At 59.5% G+C, this 22,306-nt stretch carries 24 protein-coding genes; 12 read left to right on the top strand and 12 right to left on the bottom strand.

What is annotated here, in order from left to right; all coding sequences use genetic code 11:
* Positions 1-62: 62 nt before the first annotated feature.
* The 3 genes from cpaB to ABMC88_RS00195 all read right to left on the bottom strand — a co-directional run bounded on the left by cpaB (position 63) and on the right by ABMC88_RS00195 (position 1,572).
* A complete protein-coding gene (cpaB, locus tag ABMC88_RS00205) occupies positions 63-920 on the bottom strand; it encodes a Flp pilus assembly protein CpaB (protein WP_349574813.1) in 858 nt (285 codons plus the stop codon).
* A 127-nt stretch (positions 921-1,047) separates the two neighbouring features.
* Positions 1,048-1,248 (bottom strand): hypothetical protein, encoded by a 201-nt coding sequence (locus tag ABMC88_RS00200; protein WP_349574812.1) that lies wholly within the window; start codon positions 1,246-1,248, stop codon positions 1,048-1,050.
* Positions 1,249-1,371: 123 nt separating this feature from the next.
* The gene (locus tag ABMC88_RS00195; protein ID WP_349574811.1) at positions 1,372-1,572 is read right to left on the bottom strand and encodes a Flp family type IVb pilin; all 201 of its coding nucleotides are present in this window, start codon (positions 1,570-1,572) and stop codon (positions 1,372-1,374) included.
* 355 nt (positions 1,573-1,927) lie between these two features.
* Between ABMC88_RS00195 and ABMC88_RS00190 the strand changes: the two genes are divergently transcribed.
* Complete coding sequence (locus ABMC88_RS00190; RefSeq protein WP_439655554.1) at positions 1,928-2,746, top strand: lytic transglycosylase domain-containing protein; 819 nt, start codon at positions 1,928-1,930, stop codon at positions 2,744-2,746.
* Positions 2,747-2,822: 76 nt separating this feature from the next.
* Here ABMC88_RS00190 and ABMC88_RS00185 read toward each other — a convergent pair whose 3' ends face one another.
* The 7 genes from ABMC88_RS00185 to tldD all read right to left on the bottom strand — a co-directional run bounded on the left by ABMC88_RS00185 (position 2,823) and on the right by tldD (position 11,024).
* On the bottom strand, positions 2,823-3,443 hold the full coding sequence (locus tag ABMC88_RS00185) for a 3-oxoacid CoA-transferase subunit B (protein WP_349574810.1): 621 nt from the start codon (positions 3,441-3,443) through the stop codon (positions 2,823-2,825).
* Position 3,444: 1 nt separating this feature from the next.
* Positions 3,445-4,149: a CoA transferase subunit A gene (locus tag ABMC88_RS00180; RefSeq protein ID WP_349574809.1), complete on the bottom strand. Its 705-nt coding sequence runs from the start codon at positions 4,147-4,149 to the stop codon at positions 3,445-3,447.
* 80 nt (positions 4,150-4,229) lie between these two features.
* Positions 4,230-4,784 carry a L,D-transpeptidase gene (locus ABMC88_RS00175; RefSeq protein WP_349574808.1) on the bottom strand — a complete coding sequence of 185 codons (555 nt, stop codon included), beginning with the start codon at positions 4,782-4,784 and terminating at the stop codon, positions 4,230-4,232.
* A gap of 141 nt (positions 4,785-4,925) precedes the next feature.
* Positions 4,926-7,721, bottom strand: coding sequence for a type I DNA topoisomerase (gene topA, locus ABMC88_RS00170; RefSeq protein WP_349574807.1), 2,796 nt, complete (start codon positions 7,719-7,721; stop codon positions 4,926-4,928).
* Between the two features lie 174 nt (positions 7,722-7,895).
* Positions 7,896-9,059, bottom strand: a complete 1,164-nt coding sequence (gene dprA, locus ABMC88_RS00165) for a DNA-processing protein DprA (RefSeq protein ID WP_349574806.1) — start codon at positions 9,057-9,059, stop codon at positions 7,896-7,898.
* 80 nt (positions 9,060-9,139) lie between these two features.
* Positions 9,140-9,589: a hypothetical protein gene (locus ABMC88_RS00160; RefSeq protein WP_349574805.1), complete on the bottom strand. Its 450-nt coding sequence runs from the start codon at positions 9,587-9,589 to the stop codon at positions 9,140-9,142.
* Between the two features lie 13 nt (positions 9,590-9,602).
* On the bottom strand, positions 9,603-11,024 hold the full coding sequence (gene tldD / locus ABMC88_RS00155) for a metalloprotease TldD (protein ID WP_349574804.1): 1,422 nt from the start codon (positions 11,022-11,024) through the stop codon (positions 9,603-9,605).
* A gap of 188 nt (positions 11,025-11,212) precedes the next feature.
* Between tldD and coxB the strand changes: the two genes are divergently transcribed.
* The 11 genes from coxB (at position 11,213) to ABMC88_RS00100 (ending at position 21,070) form a co-directional block, all read left to right on the top strand.
* Positions 11,213-12,109, top strand: a complete 897-nt coding sequence (coxB, locus tag ABMC88_RS00150; RefSeq protein ID WP_349575543.1) for a cytochrome c oxidase subunit II — start codon at positions 11,213-11,215, stop codon at positions 12,107-12,109.
* Between the two features lie 87 nt (positions 12,110-12,196).
* Entirely contained in the window at positions 12,197-13,129 is a 933-nt protein-coding gene (gene cyoE, locus ABMC88_RS00145) for a heme o synthase (protein WP_349574803.1), read from the top strand.
* Positions 13,129-13,332, top strand: a complete 204-nt coding sequence (locus ABMC88_RS00140; RefSeq protein WP_349574802.1) for a cytochrome c oxidase system small membrane protein — start codon at positions 13,129-13,131, stop codon at positions 13,330-13,332. The genes cyoE and ABMC88_RS00140 overlap by 1 nt, the downstream gene beginning before the upstream one ends.
* A complete protein-coding gene (locus ABMC88_RS00135) occupies positions 13,332-13,907 on the top strand; it encodes a cytochrome c oxidase assembly protein (RefSeq protein ID WP_349574801.1) in 576 nt (191 codons plus the stop codon). The genes ABMC88_RS00140 and ABMC88_RS00135 overlap by 1 nt, the downstream gene beginning before the upstream one ends.
* Positions 13,908-13,928: 21 nt before the next feature.
* Entirely contained in the window at positions 13,929-14,738 is an 810-nt protein-coding gene (locus tag ABMC88_RS00130; protein WP_349574800.1) for a cytochrome c oxidase subunit 3, read from the top strand.
* A gap of 94 nt (positions 14,739-14,832) precedes the next feature.
* Positions 14,833-15,513: an SURF1 family protein gene (locus tag ABMC88_RS00125; RefSeq protein WP_349574799.1), complete on the top strand. Its 681-nt coding sequence runs from the start codon at positions 14,833-14,835 to the stop codon at positions 15,511-15,513.
* A gap of 5 nt (positions 15,514-15,518) precedes the next feature.
* A complete protein-coding gene (thrC, locus tag ABMC88_RS00120) occupies positions 15,519-16,907 on the top strand; it encodes a threonine synthase (protein ID WP_349574798.1) in 1,389 nt (462 codons plus the stop codon).
* On the top strand, positions 16,904-18,166 hold the full coding sequence (locus tag ABMC88_RS00115; protein WP_349574797.1) for a M16 family metallopeptidase: 1,263 nt from the start codon (positions 16,904-16,906) through the stop codon (positions 18,164-18,166). The genes thrC and ABMC88_RS00115 overlap by 4 nt, the downstream gene beginning before the upstream one ends.
* Positions 18,166-18,750, top strand: a complete 585-nt coding sequence (locus ABMC88_RS00110; RefSeq protein ID WP_349574796.1) for a GNAT family N-acetyltransferase — start codon at positions 18,166-18,168, stop codon at positions 18,748-18,750. Before ABMC88_RS00115 ends, ABMC88_RS00110 begins: the two co-directional genes overlap by 1 nt.
* A gap of 38 nt (positions 18,751-18,788) precedes the next feature.
* The gene (locus ABMC88_RS00105; protein ID WP_349574795.1) at positions 18,789-19,604 is read left to right on the top strand and encodes an MBL fold metallo-hydrolase; all 816 of its coding nucleotides are present in this window, start codon (positions 18,789-18,791) and stop codon (positions 19,602-19,604) included.
* Between the two features lie 44 nt (positions 19,605-19,648).
* Positions 19,649-21,070 carry an FAD-binding oxidoreductase gene (locus ABMC88_RS00100; protein ID WP_349574794.1) on the top strand — a complete coding sequence of 474 codons (1,422 nt, stop codon included), beginning with the start codon at positions 19,649-19,651 and terminating at the stop codon, positions 21,068-21,070.
* A 74-nt stretch (positions 21,071-21,144) separates the two neighbouring features.
* On the opposite strand, the gene ABMC88_RS00095 is transcribed toward ABMC88_RS00100, so the two are convergent.
* Together ABMC88_RS00095 and ABMC88_RS00090 are read right to left on the bottom strand one after the other, a co-directional pair.
* Positions 21,145-21,675, bottom strand: a complete 531-nt coding sequence (locus ABMC88_RS00095; RefSeq protein WP_349574793.1) for an adenine phosphoribosyltransferase — start codon at positions 21,673-21,675, stop codon at positions 21,145-21,147.
* The gene (locus tag ABMC88_RS00090) at positions 21,672-22,301 is read right to left on the bottom strand and encodes a LysE family translocator (RefSeq protein WP_349574792.1); all 630 of its coding nucleotides are present in this window, start codon (positions 22,299-22,301) and stop codon (positions 21,672-21,674) included. Before ABMC88_RS00090 ends, ABMC88_RS00095 begins: the two co-directional genes overlap by 4 nt.
* Positions 22,302-22,306: the final 5 nt, after the last annotated feature.

Below are 22,306 nucleotides of genomic sequence, written 5' to 3'. Positions count from 1 at the left end.
CCCTGATGGGAGCGGCGCATCTATGTTGAGGGAAATAGGGGGTTTATCCCGCGATTTACCCCTTAATTCGTGCAGGGAACGGGCAGGTTGACCACTTCCGAGCCGCGGCGGGTGCGGATGGTGCAAACTTTCTCTTCCACCTTTTTCGGCGCGGCGACAACAGTTTCCTCTTCCAGACCCAGCAGATCCTTTTGGTTCACTTCAATGTTGCTGGCGATGACAAGGTCGTCACCTGCACCAACCAAAGACAACGAAAGGCGACCTGTTGACTGGGCTTGTGCAAGCGACGCCACCTGATTTGGTGTGACAGCGACAGTAACAGTGCGCGCAATCTGTGCGCCTTCGACAGTGCCAGAGCTTTGGTCGACCGCGATCAGCTGTACGGTTGTCTGGATCAGCTTGGTCACTTCGGTGCGGCGTTGCCCACCGCCGACGCTGCCTGTCCAATAGACATCGACGCGGTCACCAGGGCGCAAGAAGCCCGACACCCCAGAGGATACATCGACCTTGATCGCAAAGGCGCGCATCCCTTTCTCAAGCCGCGAGGTCAGGCCCGCGTCTTCGCCCGGGCGGGTGACTTTCACAGCCAGCAAAGCCTCGTCTTTCTCGATGGGGCGCAGGACAACGCGCTGCGCATCGGTGTTTTCAGGGAAAATCTTCAGAATGTCGTCGAAATAGCCTTCGGGCAGGGCGGTAACTGGGAATTCGACCGCCCGGACATCTTCTTTTGCAAGCTTTTCACCGTATTTCAGGGCGCGTGTGACCACAAAAACCTTTTGGGTCTTCACGACTTTTGCTTTCGCGGCTTCGGCGTGCGCGATTGCGTTTTTATACTGACCAATCTGGCCCTTCGCGAGATACACAGCGCCGCCGGCCAACGCTAGTCCAACCAACAGCACCAGTCCAAAAATCATGCGCATTCTGTGTTCCTCTTTCCTCAAGCAACGGAAAATGCCGTCGCGGTTTATATGATCCGGCTATTGTGCCGGTTGATTGTGGTCTTTGTGCGCCGCCGATGTGCGGCGGGTTGGGCAAAAAGATCGCTTTTTACCCGTCCAGACCCATGACTGTTTCGACGTCTGTGTTGGTCAGGTAGTCGCTTACGTTGTCGCCAACGCTACGGCTGCCAGCTTGGATTGATGCAAATGACGCAATGGCCAGGCCGCAAACTGCTGCTGTCAGAACAACCCAGTCTACTGTGACGGCGCCGCTGTCGTCTGATGTGTACGATTTAATGAAGTCAAACATCGCAACTCTCTTTTCGGTTCGTTGCAAAGCTGTGCAACCGGACTAGAAAAAGGGGCTGCATTCCATGCAGAACGCAGCCCCCCGAGTAAGGGTGATGGCTAGGCCATCATCCTTAGCATTCGATTATTGCGCTGGTGCGCCAACGGTACCGATTGTCTGACCGTCAAGGAAGGTCGCGGTGTTGGTTGTCATGTTGTCGGCACCGGTTTGGATCGAGCCGTAGGCTGCGATTGCCAGGCCAACAACTGCGGCTGTCAGAACAACCCAGTCAACTGTTACGGCGCCGGATTCGTCATTGCGGAAGTTTTTTACGAAGTTCATCATGATAGTATCCCTCCAAAGGATATAAGGTTTAAGTTCCAACCCTGCCTCGCTGTCTGGCCCGCTCTCATTCAGGCCTGCTTGACTTGGTATGACGCTATATAGCTGGATGAATGGGGCATGAATTTGACCGCGAATAAGGCTTTCGCGATTTAACTGATGTTTTTGGGGGTATTCGTGTTAAGATCATGTATATAAAGGAAAATTACCCATTCATTTTTTGGTTTTGGTTAATGCCTGCGACCCAAACACCCCAATTGTGTCAAATTCGCCATGTTTGACTGCCTCAATTGTTGGATTGGGCGCCGGTTTTCGGTAATATTGCCGAAAAAAGCAGCCTAAAAACGAGAGCAGGTCCATGAAGTCTTTTGCAAAGATACTGATGCTGGGCGCGATGATGTCCGTTTTGCCGCTTGGGGCGGCCGTTTTGGCCGAACAACCTAAACCGTTTCCCGATTTTAAGCCGAAGTTTGTAAAACCCCCGAAGGCGGGTGCCCGTAAAAGGGTGAATGTTCAGATCAATCGCCCGGCTATTTTGCCTACGCCGGATGCAGCACCCCTGCAACCCGCTGCAAAAGCAAAGCCGCGGAAGGGACAGTATGACTGGTTCTGGGCCAAAGTCTCTCCTGATGCGGCGCAAACGGGGCCGGGACGGTTGGAGCAGGCGATCACGACCTTGTCCGGCTCAAACAGCCGCGTGCCCGCGCCGCGATTGCAGCATATGCAGGACATCGCAAAGGTGCACGGTGTGGACATCCTGCGCTCGACCATCGGGACCAAAGTATCGCCTGCGCTGGCGCTTGCCGTGATCTCGGTGGAATCGTCCGGCAAGGTTGCAGCCGTCAGCGGGGCAGGGGCGCAGGGCTTGATGCAACTGATGCCCGCCACAGCCAGCCGTTTTGGCGTCGAAGACAGTTTGGTGCCTGCGCAGAATATTGCGGGCGGGATCAAATACCTTGATTGGTTAATGGGGCATTTCAGCAATGACCCTATTCTTGTGCTGGCAGGGTATAATGCAGGCGAAGGATCCGTGCGCAAACACGCAGGCGTCCCGCCGTTCCCCGAAACCCGCGATTACGTGCCGAAAGTGCTGGCGGCGTTTCAGGTCGCCAAGGGGCTATGTAAAACGCCGCCCGAGCTTATCTCGGACGGCTGTGTATTTGCAGCAATGAAGTAACCCGCGCGGGGAGCAGAGTTTCATAGAAACTCTGTGCACAAAGTCTCGGACGAGACTTTGTCGCCACCGCTGCGCATTAAACGATCGTTGCGTCTGTGGCGGCGCGTAGCTCGTCTTCGGTGACGCCTTCGGCACATTCAACAATGCGCAGGCCGCCTTCCACCACATCCAGCACACCCATGTTGGTGATGATACGGTCCACAACGCCTTTGCCGGTCAGGGGCAGCGTGCATTCTTTCAGCACTTTACTCTCACCGTGTTTGTTTGCGTGATCCATGACCACGATCACACGGCCCACGCCTGCAACCAGATCCATCGCGCCGCCCATGCCTTTGACCAGCTTGCCGGGAATCATCCAGTTCGCCAGATCGCCGTTCTCGGCTACTTCCATCGCACCCAGAATCGCGGCAGCAATCTTGCCGCCGCGGATCATCGCGAAGGATGTCGCTGAATCGAAGTACGCCGTGCGGTCCATTTCGGTGATAGTCTGCTTGCCCGCGTTGATAAGATCCGGGTCTTCATCCCCCTCAAACGGGAAGGGGCCCATGCCCAGCATGCCATTTTCGGATTGCAGGGTGATGTCCTTGTCGCCCACATAGTTCGCCACCAGCGTCGGAATACCGATGCCAAGGTTCACATACATGCCGTCTTCGAGTTCTTGCGCGGCGCGTGCCGCCATTTGATTGCGATCCCACATGTTATGCTTCCTCCCGCTTTCTAGTCGTGCGCTGTTCAATGCGCTTTTCATGGTCGCCCTGAATGATGCGGTGCACATAGATGCCGGGCAGGTGGATGTGATCGGGGTCGAGGCTGCCTGTGGGCACGATCTCTTCCACCTCTACAATGCAGATTTTCCCGCAGGTGGCGGCAGGTGGGTTAAAGTTGCGCGCCGCTTTGCGGAAGATCAGGTTGCCCGTCTCGTCCGCTTTCCATGCTTTCACGATGGACAGATCGGCAAACAGGCCTTCCTCTAGTATATAGTCCTGACCATCCCACTGTTTGACGTCTTTGCCTTCGGCAATCACCGTGCCAACACCTGTTTTGGTGTAGAATCCGGGGATACCTGCGCCGCCTGCGCGCATCCGCTCGGCCAATGTGCCTTGGGGGGTGAATTCCAGCTCCAGTTCACCCGATAGATACTGACGCATGAATTCCGCGTTCTCGCCTACATAGGACGAGATCATCTTTTTCACCTGTTTGGTCTGCAACAAGATGCCAATGCCAAAATCATCAACGCCCGCGTTGTTGGAGGCAAAGGTCAAATCCTTTGCGCCGCTGTCGCGGATCGCGGCCAGCAAAAGCTCGGGGATGCCGCACAGGCCAAAACCGCCCGAAGCGATCAACATGCCGTCGTCGATCACACCTTCCAGCGCCTCGGCGGCGCTTGCGTATATCTTCTTCATAAAATTGGCTCCCCTGTCGTTTCACATTTCCGCATCTGTGTGACGCGGGGGCAGGGGCATGTCAATGCTGCGGCGCGGCGTCAGATCACCCGCACTTGGGTGCCGACAGGAGCCATGGCAAACAGATCTTCTACCATCTTGTTATATAAACCGATGCAGCCGCTGGACGATTGCCGCCCGATCTTGCGCGCATCATGCGTGCCGTGGATCAAATATGCGGGCCATCCCAGATACATCGCATGGGTGCCCAACGGATTATGCGGGCCAGGCGGCATGTATTTCAGATCAGGATTGTCTTTCAGCATCGAAGGCGTAGGCGTCCAATCAGGCCCGATTTTTTTGCGCACAATTTCGGTGTAGCCACGTTTGGTCAGATCATCCGTGCGCGGTACAGAGGTCGGGTAGACCTTGTCGACCTTGCCGTTACCGGCCCAGAAATGCAGGGCGCGCGACGTGGTATCGGCCACGATACAGCCTTTTCCAAGCGTATCAAAATGGTCCTGCCAATGCTGCGTGGTGAAACCCATGATGTTGTTGCGGTTGACCGATGGTGCCGCCAACAGCGGTGTCGGTACGGCCAAAGCGGCCGATACGGCGCCGATCAAATGTCGGCGCGTGAAACGCGGTTGTGTCATATTGCCCTCAAGTTCTGCTCGTCTTTTTTGTTTACACAAGCACGCAGAAGGGCCGTTTGCATAGCGCCACGCGGCAGCGCCATGCTGATTTTATGGAAAGTGCGACATCCCTGCGCCAACTACTATGCAGGGTTGTGCGTCTTACTCTTCTGATTTCTTTGCAGCTGCCTTCTTGGCCGCAGGCTTTTTCGCGGGGGCCTTTTTCTTGGCTGCCGGTTTCTTGGCGGCTGGCTTTTTGGCGGCGGCTTTCTTCTTCGGGGCCGCTTTCTTTTTGGCCGCAGGCTTTTTCTTGCCTGCCTTCTCGGCGCGTTCATCAATCAGATGCACGGCCTGTGCCATCGTGATCTCTTCGGGGTCGACGGTGTCGGGAATCGTCGCGTTGATCTTTTCCCATTTGACGTAAGGGCCGTATTTGCCCTTCATCACATTGACTGCGCCGCCTGCCTCTGGATGTTCGCCCAACTCGCGCAGGGGGGCTGCGGCTTTGCCGCGCTGCCCGCGAGAGGCGACTTTTTCAGCCAGCAATTGCACCGCACGGTTCATCCCGACGGTAAAGACCTCGTCGATGCCTTCAAGGTTGGCGTTCGTGCCGCCACGGTCCGATGTGGACGGCGCATGTTTGAGATACGGGCCATAACGCCCGATGTTGGACCAGACCATGATCCCGTCTTCGGGGTGGGGGCCAATCTCACGCGGGAGCGAGAGCAGCATCAGCGCGCGCTCCATCTCCAGCTCTTCAGGTTCCCAATCTTTGGGAATCGACTGGCGCGGCGGTTTTTTGTTTTCTTCGGTGACCTGCCCGCGCTGCACGTAGGGGCCGAACCGCCCTTTGAACACACGGATCTCGTCGCCTTGGTCCTCGCCCAGCAATTTGCCTTCGGGCGGGATGGCTGACGCCTCGGCCTCGGGGTTTGGCGGGCCGAAGGGGCGGGTATAGCGGCATTCGGGGTAGGCCGAGCAGCCGATGAATGCGCCGCCTGAACGGGCGGTGCGCATGCTGAGCCTGCCTTTGCCGCAGTTGGGGCACAGGCGCGGGTCGCTGCCGTCTTCATTCGCGGGGAACAAATGCGGCGCCAGCACATCGTTGATCTTCTCAAGCACCTCGGTAATCCGAAGCTCTGACGTCTCGGCGATAGAGGCCGAAAAGTCACGCCAGAAACGGTCCAACACCTTTTTGTATTCGGCATTGCCTGCCGACACCTGATCCAGCTGGTCCTCCAGATCGGCGGTGAAGTCATAGCCGATATAGCGGCGGAAGTAATTCTCGAGGAAAGCTGTGACCAGACGGCCCTTGTCCTCGGGGATCAGGCGTTGACCTTCGCGGCGCACGTACCCACGGTCCTGAATGGTCGTCACGATACTGGCGTAGGTCGAGGGGCGGCCAATGCCCAGCTCTTCCATACGCTTGACCAGCGTTGCCTCGGTATAACGGGGCGGGGGCTGGGTGAAATGCTGGCTGCCCAGTACGGCCTCTGCCTCGGCCAACAGGGCGCTGGATTTGCGCTGCATCCCGCCTTGGCCCGTGTCGCCTGTGTCCACCAGATCGTCATCCGTGAGGCCCGTGGCCTTGCTGAATTCTTCGCTGTACCGTGCGGCGGCGGCCTTTTTCAGCGCGTCGCCCATGGCGATCTGAGGCAGGCGTTTATCGTCGTCATCCCCCGAGACATCATCGCGGCCTTCTTCATAGACGCGCAGGAAACCGTCGAACAGCATGACCTGACCACTGGCACGCAGTGTGACCTGCGCATCATCGCTGCCGATCTCGACTGTGGTCCGCTCGAAACGCGCTGTCTCCATCTGGCAGGCCAGCGTGCGTTTCCAGATCAGATCGTAAAGCTTGCGCTGGTCGCCATCCATCAGCTTGAGCGCGTCTGCGTCCTTGGCCATATCGGTCGGGCGCACGCATTCGTGGGCCTCTTGCGCGTTCTTGGCCTTGTTCTTGTAGACCCGCGGCTTGCTCGGTACGTATTTATCGCCGTAGCGATCCGCGATGGCATCGCGGGCCATTTGCACGGCTTCGGGCGCCATATCGATGCCGTCCGTCCGCATGTAGGTAATGTGACCCGCTTCATACAGGCGCTGTGCTGTGCTCATCGTTTGGCGCGCACCCATGCCGAATTTGCGGCTGGCCTCTTGTTGCAGGGTCGAGGTCATGAAAGGCGCCGACGGGTTGCGCGAGGCGGGCTTTGCCTCAACCGACGCAACTTTGAGATCGCGGCTGGAGACAGCTTGCACAGCCATTTCAGCCTTGGTCGTATCGCCGAGATCGAATTTATCCAGCTTTTTGCCAGCCAGTTCCGTCAGGCGGGCCTCGAATTCCTGCCCCGACGGGGTCGTCAGCAAGGCTTTCACGCTCCAGTATTCACGCGGGCGGAAGGCCTCGATCTCCATCTCACGCTCGGTGATCAGACGCAGAGTGACCGATTGCACGCGGCCCGCCGATTTCGCACCGGGCAGTTTGCGCCACAAAACGGGGCTAAGGTTGAACCCCACAAGATAGTCGAGTGCGCGGCGGGCCAGATACGCCTCCACCAAGGGCATGTCGATTTGACGCGGGTTTTGCATCGCCTCTGTCACCGCCGTTTTGGTGATCGCGTTGAACACCACGCGGCTGACGGGCGTGTCTTTCTTAATCGACTTGCGGGCGGTCAGCGCCTCTTGCAGATGCCAGCTGATCGCCTCACCCTCGCGGTCGGGGTCGGTCGCGAGGATCAGTTCGTTATCGTCTTTCAGCGCGTCGGCAATCGCCTTCATGTGTTTTTTGGAGCCGCTGTCGATTTCCCACAGCATCTCGAAATCATTCTCGGTGTCGACCGAGCCATCCTTGGGCGGCAGGTCCCGCACGTGGCCGTAAGAGGCCAGAACCGTAAAGTTATCACCGAGGTATTTATTGATCGTCTTGGCCTTGGCGGGCGATTCGACAACGACTACGGGCATAAATATTAGGTCCTTCGGGGGAAATTCGGCAGTTCAGTGGTTTCCTGACATGTGGGATCAGGGGGGGCTTTGTCAATGCGCACCGCGTTGCATAGCGTTCGGAAATGAGGGGAAATTGGGGCCAGACGCCGCAGTACGGGCCGCATCGCTGCGCGATAAGGGCGGTTCGCGGCTTTAGGAGGGGCGCGACAACAGGCCGCCTGCGCTGCGCATGACTTTGCCATCCATCTCAAGCTCGACCAAGGCGGGGGTGAGTGCGGCAGTCGGTACCTCAAGGTCGCGGATCAGCTGGTCTTCGGCAACGGGGGAGGGGCCGAGACGTTGCAGGATGGACAAGTGCAAACTGGCGGTTTCGCGCAGGGTTCTGCGCGGTTTGGCGGGCTTGGGCGCAGGGGCCGGCGGTTCCGCGACCAAGGGGAGCTGCGGAGCGTCTTCGTGCAGATCGCTGAGCGCCTCGATCACGTCGGCGGCATTGCGTACCAGCGTGGCCCCGTCGCGGATCAGCATGTTACCGCCCGCCGCACGGGCATCAAACGGATGGCCCGGCACGGCGAGTACGTCACGCCCTTGGTCCAGCGCGTCGCGTGCGGTGATCAGGCTGCCGGACTTTGCCGCGGCCTCTACCACGATGGTGGCGCGGGCAAGGCCCGAGATGATGCGGTTGCGTTTGGGGAAATGGCGTGCGGTGGGTTGCAGGCCCATAGGCTGTTCCGACAGGCGCAAGCCGTGGGTGGCAATGTCTTCGGCAAGGCCGGTATTTTCGGCCGGATACATAATGTCCACACCGCCCGCCTGTACCGCGACGGTGCCTGTGGGCAGGGCTGCCAGATGGGCAGCCGCGTCGATACCGCGTGCAAGGCCCGAGACGATGGTAAAGCCCGCCTCGCCCAGTTCTTTCGCGAGAGTGCGGGCCATGCGGGTGCCCAGCGACGAGGCATTGCGTGCGCCGACCATGGCAACCATCGGACGGTTCAGCAGGGCAGGATCGCCCAGCAACCAAAGAAAGGGCGGCGCATCATCCAGTTCTGCCAGTGCCGGAGGGTAGTTGGGATGATCGACATGCAAAAGCTGCGCACCTGCGGCATGGGCGGCCCGCAATTCCGCGCGCACGACCCCTTCGGGGCAGATCTCATATCCTGACACGCCCGCGGCGCGCGCTACCTCCGGTAGCGCGGCCAGCGCGTTTTGCGCAGTGCCGTGTTCAATCAGCAGTCGTTTATACGTGGATATGCCGACCCGGCGCGAACGCAACAGACGGAGACGGGCAAATCGTTCGTCTTCCGGGGTGGGTGGGAGTGGGGGGTGAGTGGAAGAAGGATTGTGATCCTCGAATGTCATCCCGTTGCTCCGTCTGTTGCTAGAATCAGGTATAGCTTTTGGTGGTTAACAAGGGATGAATCGTTTCGCGCTCAATTGCATTAAGCTGGCAATGACCGGCGCGTAGCCGCGAGGTGCCAGCCGGTGAGTATGAGCCACGTCATCACACCTATGGCCACGCCGCTCAGCATTGAGGCGCCGATGAGCGCGGGAATGAGCATCTGCGTCAGCGGTGCCACAACGCACCAACTGGCCGCTGGAAAGACAACGCCGATGACCGCGGCGCGGCCAAAGCCGCCTTTTCCGCGCCGTGTGGCCCTGCGCAGCCAAAACAACGCAAAGGGTAAATAGACCCATGCGACAACCGCTGTCAGCTGGATCGAGATCACTATCATGTACAAGTTTGGACCGACGCGCAGGTCGCGCAGCTCCGCCAAGAAGACAGCGCGGCTGAGAAGGAACCCGACCAAATGCAAGATAAGAACGGCGCTAACCCCCGATAAAATCCAATGCCATGCGCGCAGAGGCGTGGTTTCGTCCTGCGGTGTCATTTGGCGCAGGTGGTCAAGCCGCCGCACCCCCTATCGTCAGCCCGCCAATCATCAGCGTTGGCTGGCCCACGCCTACAGGCACCCATTGGCCCTGCTTGCCGCAGTTGCCCATGCCGGGGTCAAGGCTGGGGTCATTGCCGATGGCGCGGATTTGTTTCAGAGCGGTGGCCCCGTCTCCGATGAGAGTGGCACCTTTGACGGGCGCGCCGACCACGCCGTTCTCAACGCGGTAGGCCTCGGTGCAGGAGAACACGAACTTGCCGTTGGTGATGTCGACCTGACCGCCACCGAATCCTACGGCATAGATGCCGTCCTTGAGATCCGCCACAATGTCACCGGGCGCGGTATCACCGCCCAGCATATAGGTGTTGGTCATGCGTGGCATGGGGATGTGGGCAAAGCTTTGGCGGCGCCCGTTGCCGGTGCTTTTCACGCCCATCAGCCGCGCGTTCTGGCGGTCTTGCATATAGCCAACCAGCTTGCCGTCCTCAATCAGGACATTCTTGGCGCTGGGCGTGCCTTCGTCATCGACCGAGATAGAGCCGCGGCGGTCGGGAATCGTACCGTCGTCCAGAACCGTCACCCCTTTGGCGGCGATCTGCTCGCCCATCAGCCCTGCGAAGGCACTGGAGCCTTTGCGGTTGAAATCCCCCTCCAGCCCGTGGCCGATGGCCTCGTGCAGCAGGATGCCGGGCCAGCCGGGGCCAAGGACCACGTCCATCACACCCGCAGGGGCGGGCACGGCGCTGAGGTTCACGACCGCGACGCGCAAGGCCTCACGCGCTTTGGACTGCCAGTCTTCGGGGGCGAGCAAGCCATCAAGGCCAATGCGCCCGCCGCCGCCTGCCGTGCCGCTTTCGCGGCGGCCGTCTTGTTCTACGATGATCGAGACATTGACGCGGGTCATGGGGCGGATATCTCGCACACTGGTGCCTTCGGGGCGCAGAATCTCGACCTCCTGAATCGACGCGGAGATCGAGGCGCTGACCTGCACCACGCGGGGATCAAGGCTGCGGCAAAAGTCGTCAATCTCACGCAGTGTCTCAACTTTTACGGAGAAAGCAGCGCCCGCGATGGGGTCCGCGTCTGTATAGAGCTTTTTGTTGGTGCCTTCGGGCGCGTCTGCCCATGTGCCGCCCCCGTCACCCACAGCGAGGCGGGCGGTTTCACTTGCGCGGCGCAATGCGGCCTCGGAGATTTCGGTGGAATGGGCGTATCCTGCCACTTCGCCGCGCACGGTGCGCAGGCCAAAACCTGTTGCAGCGTCATAGCTTGCAGTCTTTAGGCGGCCGTCATCAAAGACCAGCCCCTCGGAACGGGTCCGCTCGAAAAACAGTTCCCCGTCGTCGGCACCTGCCACCGCGTCGCGCAAAACGGAAAGCGCCACGTCGCGGTCTATGTTGTCGGTGAGGGGCGAAAAGGGGGTGTCGGCCATGGGGAGATGCTCCGTGAAATGGGGCTGCGGGGGAAAATGGGGCCGCAGGGGCGCTCGCGTCTATCTGACGCAAGCTGGGGACTTTCTTTCGTAGTCAGAATATGATTGTAAGGCGCCAGATTACAACGGCGGGTGCGCCTGCCTGCGCGTTTTAGCCACTTAGGGTCAAGAATATCAGGACGAATATGATGACAAAGAACCTCACTCTTGCCGGCCTGTTGGCTGGTTTTTCAAGTATGCCTGCATGGGCGCAGAACGTTGATCCAACGGGTCTGGAGATCATCGGACAACCCGCTGACCGCAAGATGGGCTTTCAGCCTGCGGTGACCGAGCTGGCCAATGACCTGCAATGGTTGGACGGGATGATTCTTGTCATCATCACCGTGATTACGATTTTTGTGACCGGTTTGATGGTCTGGGTCGCGATCCGCTATAACGCAAAGCGTAACCCGACGCCTGCCAGCTTTACCCACCACACCCCTGTTGAGGTGGCGTGGACGGTTGTGCCAATTCTGATCCTTGTCGCCATCGGCGCGTGGTCACTGCCCATCCTGTTCCGCCAGCAGGAAATTCCGCAAGCGGATGTCACCATCAAGGCCATCGGGAACCAGTGGTACTGGACCCACGAATATGTTGACGAAGGCTTCGGCTTTGACAGCTATATGATCGGCGCACCTGCGCTGGGCGGCGAGAACATGAAGACACCGGAAGTGATCGCACAGCTGGAAGAAGCGGGCTATTCCGAAAACGAATGGCTGCTGGCGACAGATACTGCCGTGGTTGTGCCTGTAAACAAGACGATTGTTGTTCAGGTTACCGGCTCTGACGTGATCCACGCATGGACGATCCCCGCATTCGGCGTCAAACAAGACGCGGTTCCGGGCCGTCTGGCAGAGCTGTGGTTCAAGGCCGAAAAAGAAGGCGTATACTTCGGTCAGTGTTCCGAGCTGTGCGGCCAAGCCCACGCCTACATGCCCATCACGGTCAAAGTTGTTTCGGAAGAAGCATACGCCGAATGGCTGGGCCGTGCCCGCGAAGAATACGCAGGCATCGCGGCACCTTTGACGGTTGCCTCGAACGACTGATACGACCCGCAGCCACAGTGCGCGACCCTGCGCTGTGGCTGCGGCTTTTCCATTTCATGACCTCTCATAGCATCGGGAAGCCCCTCTATGACCGACGTGACCAATAGCCAGACCTTTGAAGGTGAGCCGCAGCTGGGCGACTACTACGCGCTGATGAAGCCGCGCGTGATGCAATTGGTCGTGTTTACGGCTGTGGTCGGCATGTTGGCCGCACCTGTGTCTGTGAACCCTGTCATCGGCTTTGCCTCGATCCTGTTTCTGGCCATCGGGGCAGGGGCCTCGGGCGCGCTGAACATGTGGTGGGATGCCGATATCGATGCGGTGATGAAGCGCACGGTGAACCGCCCGATCCCTGCGGGCAAAGTTTCGGCTCAGTCCGCGCTTTATCTGGGGGTGGCTTTGTCGGGCATGTCCGTGATGATGCTGGGCCTCAGCGCTAACCTGCTGGCGGGTGCGATGCTGGCCTTTACGATCTTTTTCTACGTTGTGCCTTATACCATGTGGCTCAAACGCTCGACCCCGCAAAACATCGTGATCGGTGGTGCGGCAGGGGCGTTCCCGCCTGTGATCGGCTGGATTATTGCAACGGGCGATATTGTGGTGCTGGAGCCGTGGCTGATGTTCGCGCTGATCTTTATGTGGACGCCGCCACACTTCTGGGCGCTGGCCCTGTTCATGCGCAATGACTACGACGACGCGAAGGTGCCGATGCTGACCGTGACCCACGGTCGCCGCGCCACACGCAATCACATCCTTGGATATACCGTCCTGCTGGTGATTTTGGCTGTCGGCACCGCCTTCACCGCGATTGGCGGCTGGGTCTATCTGGTGACGGCACTGGTGCTGAACGCGCTTTTCCTCAAAGGCGCCTATGACATCTGGCAGCGCGATGAAGACATGTCCGAGGCCGATAACTTCGCGGTCGAGCGCAAGTTCTTCCGCCTGTCGCTGTGGTATCTGTTTGCCCACTTTGGTGCGATCCTTGCCGAAGCAGCACTTGGCATGGGGGGGCTGTTCTAATGGCTCTGCGTCCCGAACATGAAATTCACAGCCGCCGCAAAGGTCTGAACATCGGCATCGGCCTGATGCTGGGCGCATTTGTTCTGCTGATCATGCTGCTGACTTTCACCAAGATTACGTCGCCCCAGTTCCAGATCCCTGCCTCACAGGCCAATGGTGTGGGCGAGCAAGTGCCAACTTCCACCACTGGAGGTAATGACTGATGGCGATGACAGGTCCTCAAAAGACAGTCACACAGACGGTTGGTCTGGTTGTGCTGATGGGCGGTCTGGCTTGGGCGTCCGTGCCTTTTTACGACTGGTTCTGCCGTGTCACGGGCTTTGGCGGCGTGCCGGGTGTCTCGACCGTTGCGTCGGACGAAGTGCTGGAGCAAACCATCAAGATCCGCTTTGACGGATCACTCAATAACCAGATGGGGTGGGAGTTCGCCCCCGTTCAGCGCGAGATGGAAATCCGCATCGGCGAGACGGGGCTGGCCTTTTACGAGGCGTACAACCCGACCAGCAAACCGATTGCCGGTCAGGCGTCGTATAACGTGACGCCTTATCAGGCAGGCGGCTTTTTCGAGAAAATCGACTGCTTCTGCTTTGAAGAACAGGTGCTTGCCCCGGGCGAGCGCGTGCAAATGCCGGTCAGCTTCTTTGTTGATCCGGAAATTGTGGGCGACCGTGAAGGTCAGTATATACATACCATCACGCTCTCCTATACATTCTACGAAATTGACCTGCCGGAGGGGTATGCCGCCCTTGAGACAGATCAAACCACCGACTTGAACTAAACACACATAGGGACGCCCATCATGGCCCATGCAAAGAACCACGACTATCACATTCTGAACCCCTCTATCTGGCCGCTGCTCAGCTCGCTGTTTGCCTTTGTCATGCTGACAGGCGGCGTGCTGTGGATGCACGAGATTACACCGTTTGTTTTCCTGATCGGCCTTGTTGGTACGCTGTATTGCAGCTTTGCATGGTGGTCCGAGGTTGTGGACGAAAGCAAGATCGGCGATCACACAACGGTTGTTCAGATCGGCCTGCGCTATGGCTTTATCCTGTTCATCATGTCCGAGGTCATGTTCTTCGTTGCGTGGTTCTGGAGCTTCTTCAAACACGCCATGTACCCGATGAACGAATATGTGGGCTCGACCTACATCCCACCGCAAATCTATCAGGTCGATGCCTTCCACCTGCCGCTGATCAACACGCTGATCCTGCTGCTGTCTGGTTGTGCTGTCACATGGGCGCACCACGCGCTGGTCCACGGCAACAACCGTGCCGACCTGAAGAACGGTCTGATCATCGCGGTTGTCCTGGGTGTGCTTTTCACCGCGCTGCAAGCGTATGAGTATAACTACCTGCTCTATAAAGGCTGGGAATTCGGCGGCGACAAGTTCTTCTCGAACTTCTTTATGGCCACAGGTTTCCACGGCTTCCACGTTGTGATCGGGACGATCTTCTTGCTGGTGTGCTGGTTCCGAGCCCGCGCTGGTCACTTTGACGAAAAGAACCACGTCGGTTTCGAAGCCGCCGCTTGGTACTGGCACTTTGTTGATGTCGTATGGCTCTTCTTGTTCTTCGCCGTCTACGTCTTCGGCATTCCGGCCAACTAAGCACGGGCTTGCACCTCTATGCAGGCACGCTAAATACGGACGCGCGGGGCTCATGGCCTCGCGCGTTTTTCCTTTTACAAACACGAGGGTGCTGATGCGCCGTAGTCTTTTTCTTATCGTCATCGGGGCAGGCGGGGCCGCCATTCTGCTTTGGCTGGGGTTGTGGCAGATGCAGCGGCTCGAGTGGAAGCTGGGCGTCATCGACGATATCAACAGCCGCATCGAGGCACAGGCCATCCCGCTGCCCGATTTTCTGGACCGTGAAAACGACGCCTATCTTCCCGTAGAAATCAGAGGTGTCATCGCCCCCGATTATCTGCGCGTTCTGGTCAGCCAGAAAGAGATCGGTGCGGGCTACCGCATTATCTCCGCGATCGAGATGAGCGGGCGCAGAGTGCTTTTGGACCGCGGCTTTGCACCTGTGGCAGAGTCGGATGTGCCCACGCATGACGGGTCGGTGACCGTGCAGGGCAATCTGCAATGGCCGCAAGAAACCGACGGCTTCACCCCTGAACCCGATCTGGACAACAACATCTGGTTTGCGCGCGATGTGGATGCCATGGCCGCCGCCCTGAACACCGAACCTACGCTTGTGGTGGCCAAGACGACATCGTTCAACGATGCGCCAATATCCCCCCTGCCTGTTGACACGGGCGCGATTCCAAACGACCACCTGCAATACGCCATCACATGGTTCTCGCTTGCTGCGATCTGGCTGTTGATGAGCCTCGCCTTTATCCTGCGCGCCCGCCGCGCACCCCAACGATTGAGCTGACCAACATGCGCTATATCTCGACCCGTGGCACCGCCCCCTCCCTGAGCTTTGAAGAAGCGATGTTGACGGGGCTTGCCCGTGATGGCGGCCTGTATGTGCCCGAAACGATACCTCAGTTGTCAGCCGCACAGATCAAGGCGATGGCCGGCCAATCCTACGAGGAAATAGCCTTTACCGTCATGCGCCCCTTCATCGGTGATACCTTTACGGATGCCGAATTCCGCGATCTGATTGCCAAAGCCTACGCAAACTTCGGCCACGACAGCCGCGCCCCGCTCAAGGAGCTGGCCCCCAACCACTTCCTGCTCGAGCTGTTCCACGGTCCCACACTGGCGTTCAAAGATTTTGCCATGCAGCTGATCGGCCAGATGTTCCAGCTGGCTTTGGGCCGCAAGGGCGAGCGTGTGACAATTGTGGGCGCGACTTCGGGCGACACAGGCTCTGCCGCGATCGAGGCGTTTCGCGGGTTGGACAATGTCGATGTCGTAATCCTCTATCCCCATGGTCGCGTGTCCGATGTGCAGCGGCGCCAGATGACCACGCCGTCCGAGAGCAACGTGCATGCGCTGGCCGTCGATGGCGATTTCGACGACTGCCAAGCGCGCCTGAAGGACATGTTCAACGACTTTGAATTCCGCGATGGGGTCAAACTGGCAGGGGTCAACTCGATCAACTGGGGCCGTGTACTGGCGCAGGTGGTTTATTACTTTTCCTCTGCCGTGAGCCTCGGCGCGCCGGATCGCAAGATCAGCTTTACCGTGCCGACGGGCAATTTCGGCGACATCTTTGCGGGCTACATCGCCAAGAAGATGGGCCTGCCGATTGACCAGCTGGTCGTGGCCACCAACCAGAACGACATCCTGCACCGCTGCCTCAGCGGGCAGGGCTACCACAAAGATACGGTGCATCCCTCGATCAGCCCGTCGATGGATATTCAGGTTTCCAGCAACTTCGAGCGTGCGCTGTTTGACGCCTATGACCGTGACGGCAGTGCTGTGGCACAGCTGATGGCCGAGCTGGGGCAGGGCGGGTTTGATGTCTCCCAAGGGGCGGCGCAAGTGCTGTCGGAGCACTACACCTCTGGACGCGCCTCGGAAGAGGAAACCAGCAAGACCATCACCCACACGCTGAAACACAGCGCCGAATTGCTGTGCCCGCATTCCGCCGTCGGTGTGAAAGTCGCATACGAAATGCGCGAGCCTGCGACCCCCATGGTTACGCTGGCCACCGCACACCCTGCGAAATTCCCCGACGCGGTCGAGGCCGCCACCGGCATTCGCCCAGCCTTGCCGCCGCGTATGGCGGACCTTTTTGACCGCCCCGAGCGGTTGGCCCGAGTGCCAAACGATCTGGCCGCACTCAAGACGACCATCAAAGGATTGATTGCCCAGTGACATTGCAAACGCACCGCCTTTCTAACGGCTTTCGCATCGTAACCGAACAGATGCCGGGGCTCGCTTCGGCCTCGATCGGGGTCTGGGTCGGGGCAGGGGGGCGTCACGAGACGCCCAAGCAAAACGGCATCGCGCATTTTCTGGAGCATATGGCCTTCAAAGGCACCAAGACGCGCACGGCGCTACAAATCGCCGAAGCGATTGAGGACGTGGGCGGCTATATCAACGCCTATACCTCGCGTGAGGTGACGGCCTATTACGTGCGCGTGCTGGAAAACGACGTGCCGCTGGGGCTTGAGGTGATTGCCGACATCCTGCGCAACCCCGTGATGGACGAGGCCGAGATCGAGGTAGAGCGCGGCGTGATCCTGCAAGAGATCGGCCAGGCGCTTGATACGCCCGACGATGTAATTTTCGACTGGCTGCAAGAGAAGGCCTATCCCGATCAACCGATGGGCCGCACGATCCTTGGCCCGTCCGAGCGTGTCTCGAACTTCGGGCGCGATGATCTGACGGGGTTCATTGACCAGCATTATGGCCCTGAACAGATGATCCTGTCCGCCGCAGGGGCCGTTGACCATGACGCGCTGGTGGCGATGGCCGAGAAGCTGTTTGGCGATATGAAACCCAAACCGCTGATGCGCGCCTTGCCCGGCGTTTTCGCAGGCGGCGAGCATCGCCAGACCAAAGAGCTGGAGCAAGCACATTTCGCGTTGGGGTTTGAGAGCCCCGGTTACCGCGCTGACGATATTTACGTGGCGCAGATTTATGCCTCGGCCCTCGGGGGCGGCATGTCGAGCCGCCTGTTTCAGGAAGTGCGTGAAAACCGTGGCCTGTGCTATACCATCTTTGCCCAAGCGGGCGCTTATGCCGATACAGGCATGATGACGGTCTATGCCGGCACGTCGGGCGATCAGCTGCCTGAACTTGCGGGCATCACAATTGACGAGATGAAGCGTGCTGCAACGGATATGTCACCCGCCGAGGTCGCCCGTGCGCGGGCGCAGATGAAGGCGGGGTTGCTGATGGGGCTGGAAAGCCCCTCCAACCGCGCCGAGCGTCTGGCGCGGCTCATACAGATTTGGGATCGCATCCCGCCGCTGGAGGAAACGATCGCCCAGATTGATGCCGTCACCACTGGCGACGTGCGTGATTTTGCCGAGCGTATGGCAGCAACGGCCCCTGCGGCCTTGGCGCTCTATGGTCCTGTCGACAAAGCGCCCACCCTGGTCGAGCTTGAGGCGCGACGCGCAGCCTGATGCTTTTGTCGCGGCGTAAACTCAAGCTTGAAACAGAGCGCATGACCCTGCGCACGCCGGTCCATAATGACTTTCGCCCGTGGGTCGCGCTGCGCAGTGCCAGCCGCGATTTTCTCACCCCGTGGGAGCCATCGTGGTCTGCGGATCATCTGAGCCGCAAGGCGTTTTCCAACCGTGTCTATTGGGCCAACCGTTCGGTGAATGCGGGAACGGCAATGCCGCTGTTCATGATCCGTCGCGAGGACCAGATGTTGCTGGGCGCGATCACGCTGGACAATATCCGCCGTGGTCCGGCGCTTGCGGGGACGCTGGGCTATTGGACGGGGGAGGCCTTTGCACGTCATGGATACATGCGCGAAGCGATCGAGACAGTGGTGCATTACGCCTTCACCCACCTTGATCTGAGCCGGATCGAGGCGGCCTGCCTGCCCGAAAACAAGCCGTCACGCGGGTTGCTGGAGCGGTCGGGCTTTAAATACGAGGGCGTCGCGCAAAGCTATTTGCAGATCGACGGGCGGTGGCGGACGCATGTTCTGTATGCGTCGCTCCGGGCAGACAGGCGCGGCAAGGCGCAAACCGACTGAGATTTTGAGACGAGCGTGAATTGTGCTAGGGTGGCCGCATGGTATTGAGGGCGCTCATCGCTATTTTGCTCTTCGCTGGGTCCGCGCAGGCGCAAACGCGCACGCCCAGTCATTGTCATGCGCTGGCCGATGCCACGCAGGGCATGACCTATCTGCATCGCGCAGGCCTGCAGGACGTGCCTGCGGAAACGGTGGATATTCACTACATCGCGCACGCGAGTTTTCTGCTGCGCAGCGCGGGCGGGTTGAACATGGTGACGGATTTTACAGGCTTTATCGGTAGCACGCCGATGATCCCCGATGTGGTCACGATGAACCACGCCCATGACACCCATTGGACCGCCTTTCCCGAGCCTGCGATCCCGCATGTGCTGCGCGGGTGGGGCGCGTTTAACGAGGGTGTGACGCATCATCTGGATCTGGGCGAGGTCTTGGTGCGCAATGTCTCGACTGACATACGATCACAGTTTTCGGGCGTGGAGGAAGACGGCAATTCGATTTTCATCTTTGAGCTGGCGGGCCTGTGCATCGGGCATCTGGGCCATTTGCACCACATGCCCCGCGACGAACAATTCGCCGCCATCGGGCGATTGGATGTGGTGATGGCCCCCGTGGATGGCGGCATGACGCTGGATTTGCCGACGATGATTGCTTTGCTCAAGCGGTTGCGGTCGCGGATTGTGATCCCGATGCATTGGTTTTCCGATACGGGGCTGGAGACGTTTCTGGCGGGCATGGATGATGCGTTCAATGTGGTGCGCGTCGAGGGACCAAGGCTGAATGTGCGGCGCGATGCGCTGCCTTCACGGCCCACGATTATGGTGTTGCGGCCCAATTATCTGCGTGCCGACTAGGGGTTGGACCTTGCATCGGCAGCACGCGTATTAGATCAATCCGTATGAGTGATATTTTGAACCCCGCTGACGCCGAATTTGCGCAAACCCTGCGCGCCGCTTTGCCTGAAGGGACGCTAGATGGTGCCAGCGCTTCGTATCTGGAGGAGCCGAGGGGCCGATACGCGGGGCAAGCGGGTGTTCTGGCGCGGCCGCGTAACGCGCAAGAGGTCTCGACGCTCGTGCGCATGGCCGCGGATGCGCGGGTTGGTATCGTGCCTTATGGTGGTGGCACAGGGTTGGTTGGCGGGCAGGTGGCCCCCGACGGGCCTGCGCCCCTGATCGTGTCGTTGGAGCGGATGGCCGCAATCCGCGATGTCTATCCCGACGAGAATGTCCTGATCGCCGAAGCGGGTGTGATCCTTGCCAATGTGCAGGCAGCGGCGGAGGGGGTGGACCGATTGTTCCCACTCTCCTTGGCGGCGGAAGGCACGGCGCGGATTGGCGGTAACCTTGCCACCAATGCGGGCGGGACGGGGGTGCTGCGCTATGGCAATGCGCGGGACCTGTGTCTGGGGCTGGAGGCGGTGCTGCCTGACGGGCAAATCTGGAAAGGGCTGACGCGGCTGCGCAAAAACAATACAGGCTATGACCTGCGGCACCTGTTGATCGGGGCCGAAGGCACGCTGGGGATTATCACGGCGGCCGCTCTCAAGCTGTTTGCACGACCTGCGCAGACAGGCACGGCCTTGTTAGTGGTGCAAAGCCCCGATGCGGCACTGAAGCTGTTGAGCCTTGCGCGGGGGCTGTTCGGTGAGATGATCAGCGCGTTTGAATTGATCCACCGTCAGGGATTTGACTTTCTGACCGAGACGATGCCCGATGTGCGCCAGCCTTTCGAGACACCGCCCGAGTGGTGCGTGTTGATCGAACTGGGGTTGGCTGCGGATATGGACCCGTCCTCTGCGCTCGAGACGCTCTTCGCTTCCGGCGCCGAGGCGGGCCTCGTTTCCGATGGGCTCATCGCTGGGTCAGGGGCGCAGGCGGATGCGTTTTGGGCGATCCGCGAGAGCATTCCCGAGGCAAACAGGCGGATTGGATCGGTATCGAGCCATGACATTTCGGTGCCCTTGGGGGCGATCCCTGAATTCATTGTGCAGGCGGGCGAGCGGTTGGCGCGGATGGGGGATTTCAGGATCAATTGTTTCGGGCATGTGGGGGATGGCAACCTGCACTATAACGTTTTCCCTCAGGTCGGGCGCAGCCGTGCGGATCATGAAAACCAGCGCGATGCGATCAAGGCCTGTGTTCATGATCTGACGGATGAGTTGGGCGGATCGGTCTCGGCCGAGCACGGGGTCGGGCGGCTGAAAGTCGGGGATCTGGAGCGGTATAGCGATCCCGCGAAGATGTCTGCGATGCGGGCGATCAAGGCGGGGTTGGATCCTTTGGGGATCATGAATCCGGGAGCTGTTTTGCGCGGCTAGCGGGGGATGGGGGCCAGCCCCCATTGACCTGTGGCCAATTCCCCAAGGGGATTTAGGGCCAGAAAAAATAGGTGTTAGTGGCCATCGAATTCGCACAGAATTTGCACGTTCATCCCCATTGCTTCCAGTCGTTTGCGGCCGCCCAAGGCAGGCAGATCGATGATGAAGCTGGTGGAGACGATTTGGGCGCCCAAGCGTTCGAGCAGTTTGATGCCAGCCTCGGCGGTGCCGCCTGTGGCGAGCAGGTCGTCGACCACAAGGACGCGTTCGCCCGGCTGGATCGCGTCGTCATGGATCTCCATCGTCGCTTGGCCGTACTCAAGCGTATAGTCCTGGCTTAGGGTTTTTCCGGGGAGCTTGCCCTTTTTTCGGATCGGGACGAAGCCGACGCTGAGTTGGTGTGCGATGGCCCCGCCCATGATAAAGCCGCGGGCCTCGAGGCCTACAACTTTGTCGATCTGGACCCCTGCGAAAGGGTGCAGCATCTGGTCGATAGCCATGCGAAAGCCACGCGGGCTGGCGAAAAGTGTTGTGACATCGCGGAACATGATCCCTTCGTGGGGGAAATCGGGGATGGTGCGGATGTAGTCTTGGACTTGTTTCATGTTGTGCTCCGGCGCAGTGTTGCTGTGAGAAGGCCCATCGCGACTAAAGTGCCGCCACCGGCGCGGGTGATCCATGGCAGAACGCCAGGTCGTTTGATGGTGCGGCGCAGCCGGTCGGCGGCGAGTGCGTAGATGAGCGCGTTGAGGCCGCCCATGGTGACAAATGTGGTAATCAGGATCGCGAATTGCGGTGCCAGCGGCGCGTTCGGCGCGATAAACTGTGGCACGAAGGCGATGAAAAAGGCGATCGATTTGGGGTTAAGTGCCGTGACCGCCGCCGTGTGCGAGAACACGCGGGATGCGGTGATGTCTGTTGCATCGGGTAGGTTGAAATCCGCATCCTTGGCCGAGCGGATGAGTTTGGCGCCGAGATATACGAGATAGGCAGCTCCGATCCATTTCAGCAGCGAAAAGGCGGTTGCAGAGGCGAGAACCAGTGCGCCCAAACCTGCCAAAGATGCGCTCATCGCGATGAAGTCGCCCAAGGCGACGCCGCCTGCGGAGGCGAGGGCGACGGAGCGCCCTTTGCTGAGCGCATAGCTAAGGACAAGCAGCACGGTTGGGCCGGGGATCAGCAGCAAGGCGGCCGTTGCCGCCACAAAGGTGAGCCAGAGGTCAAAGGGCATGGAGG

It is taken from the genome of Sulfitobacter aquimarinus, from assembly GCF_040149565.1.
Lineage (GTDB): Bacteria > Pseudomonadota > Alphaproteobacteria > Rhodobacterales > Rhodobacteraceae > Sulfitobacter > Sulfitobacter aquimarinus.
Note: the sequence above shows the minus strand (reverse complement) of the source record. Positions and strands in the feature narration are given on the sequence as shown.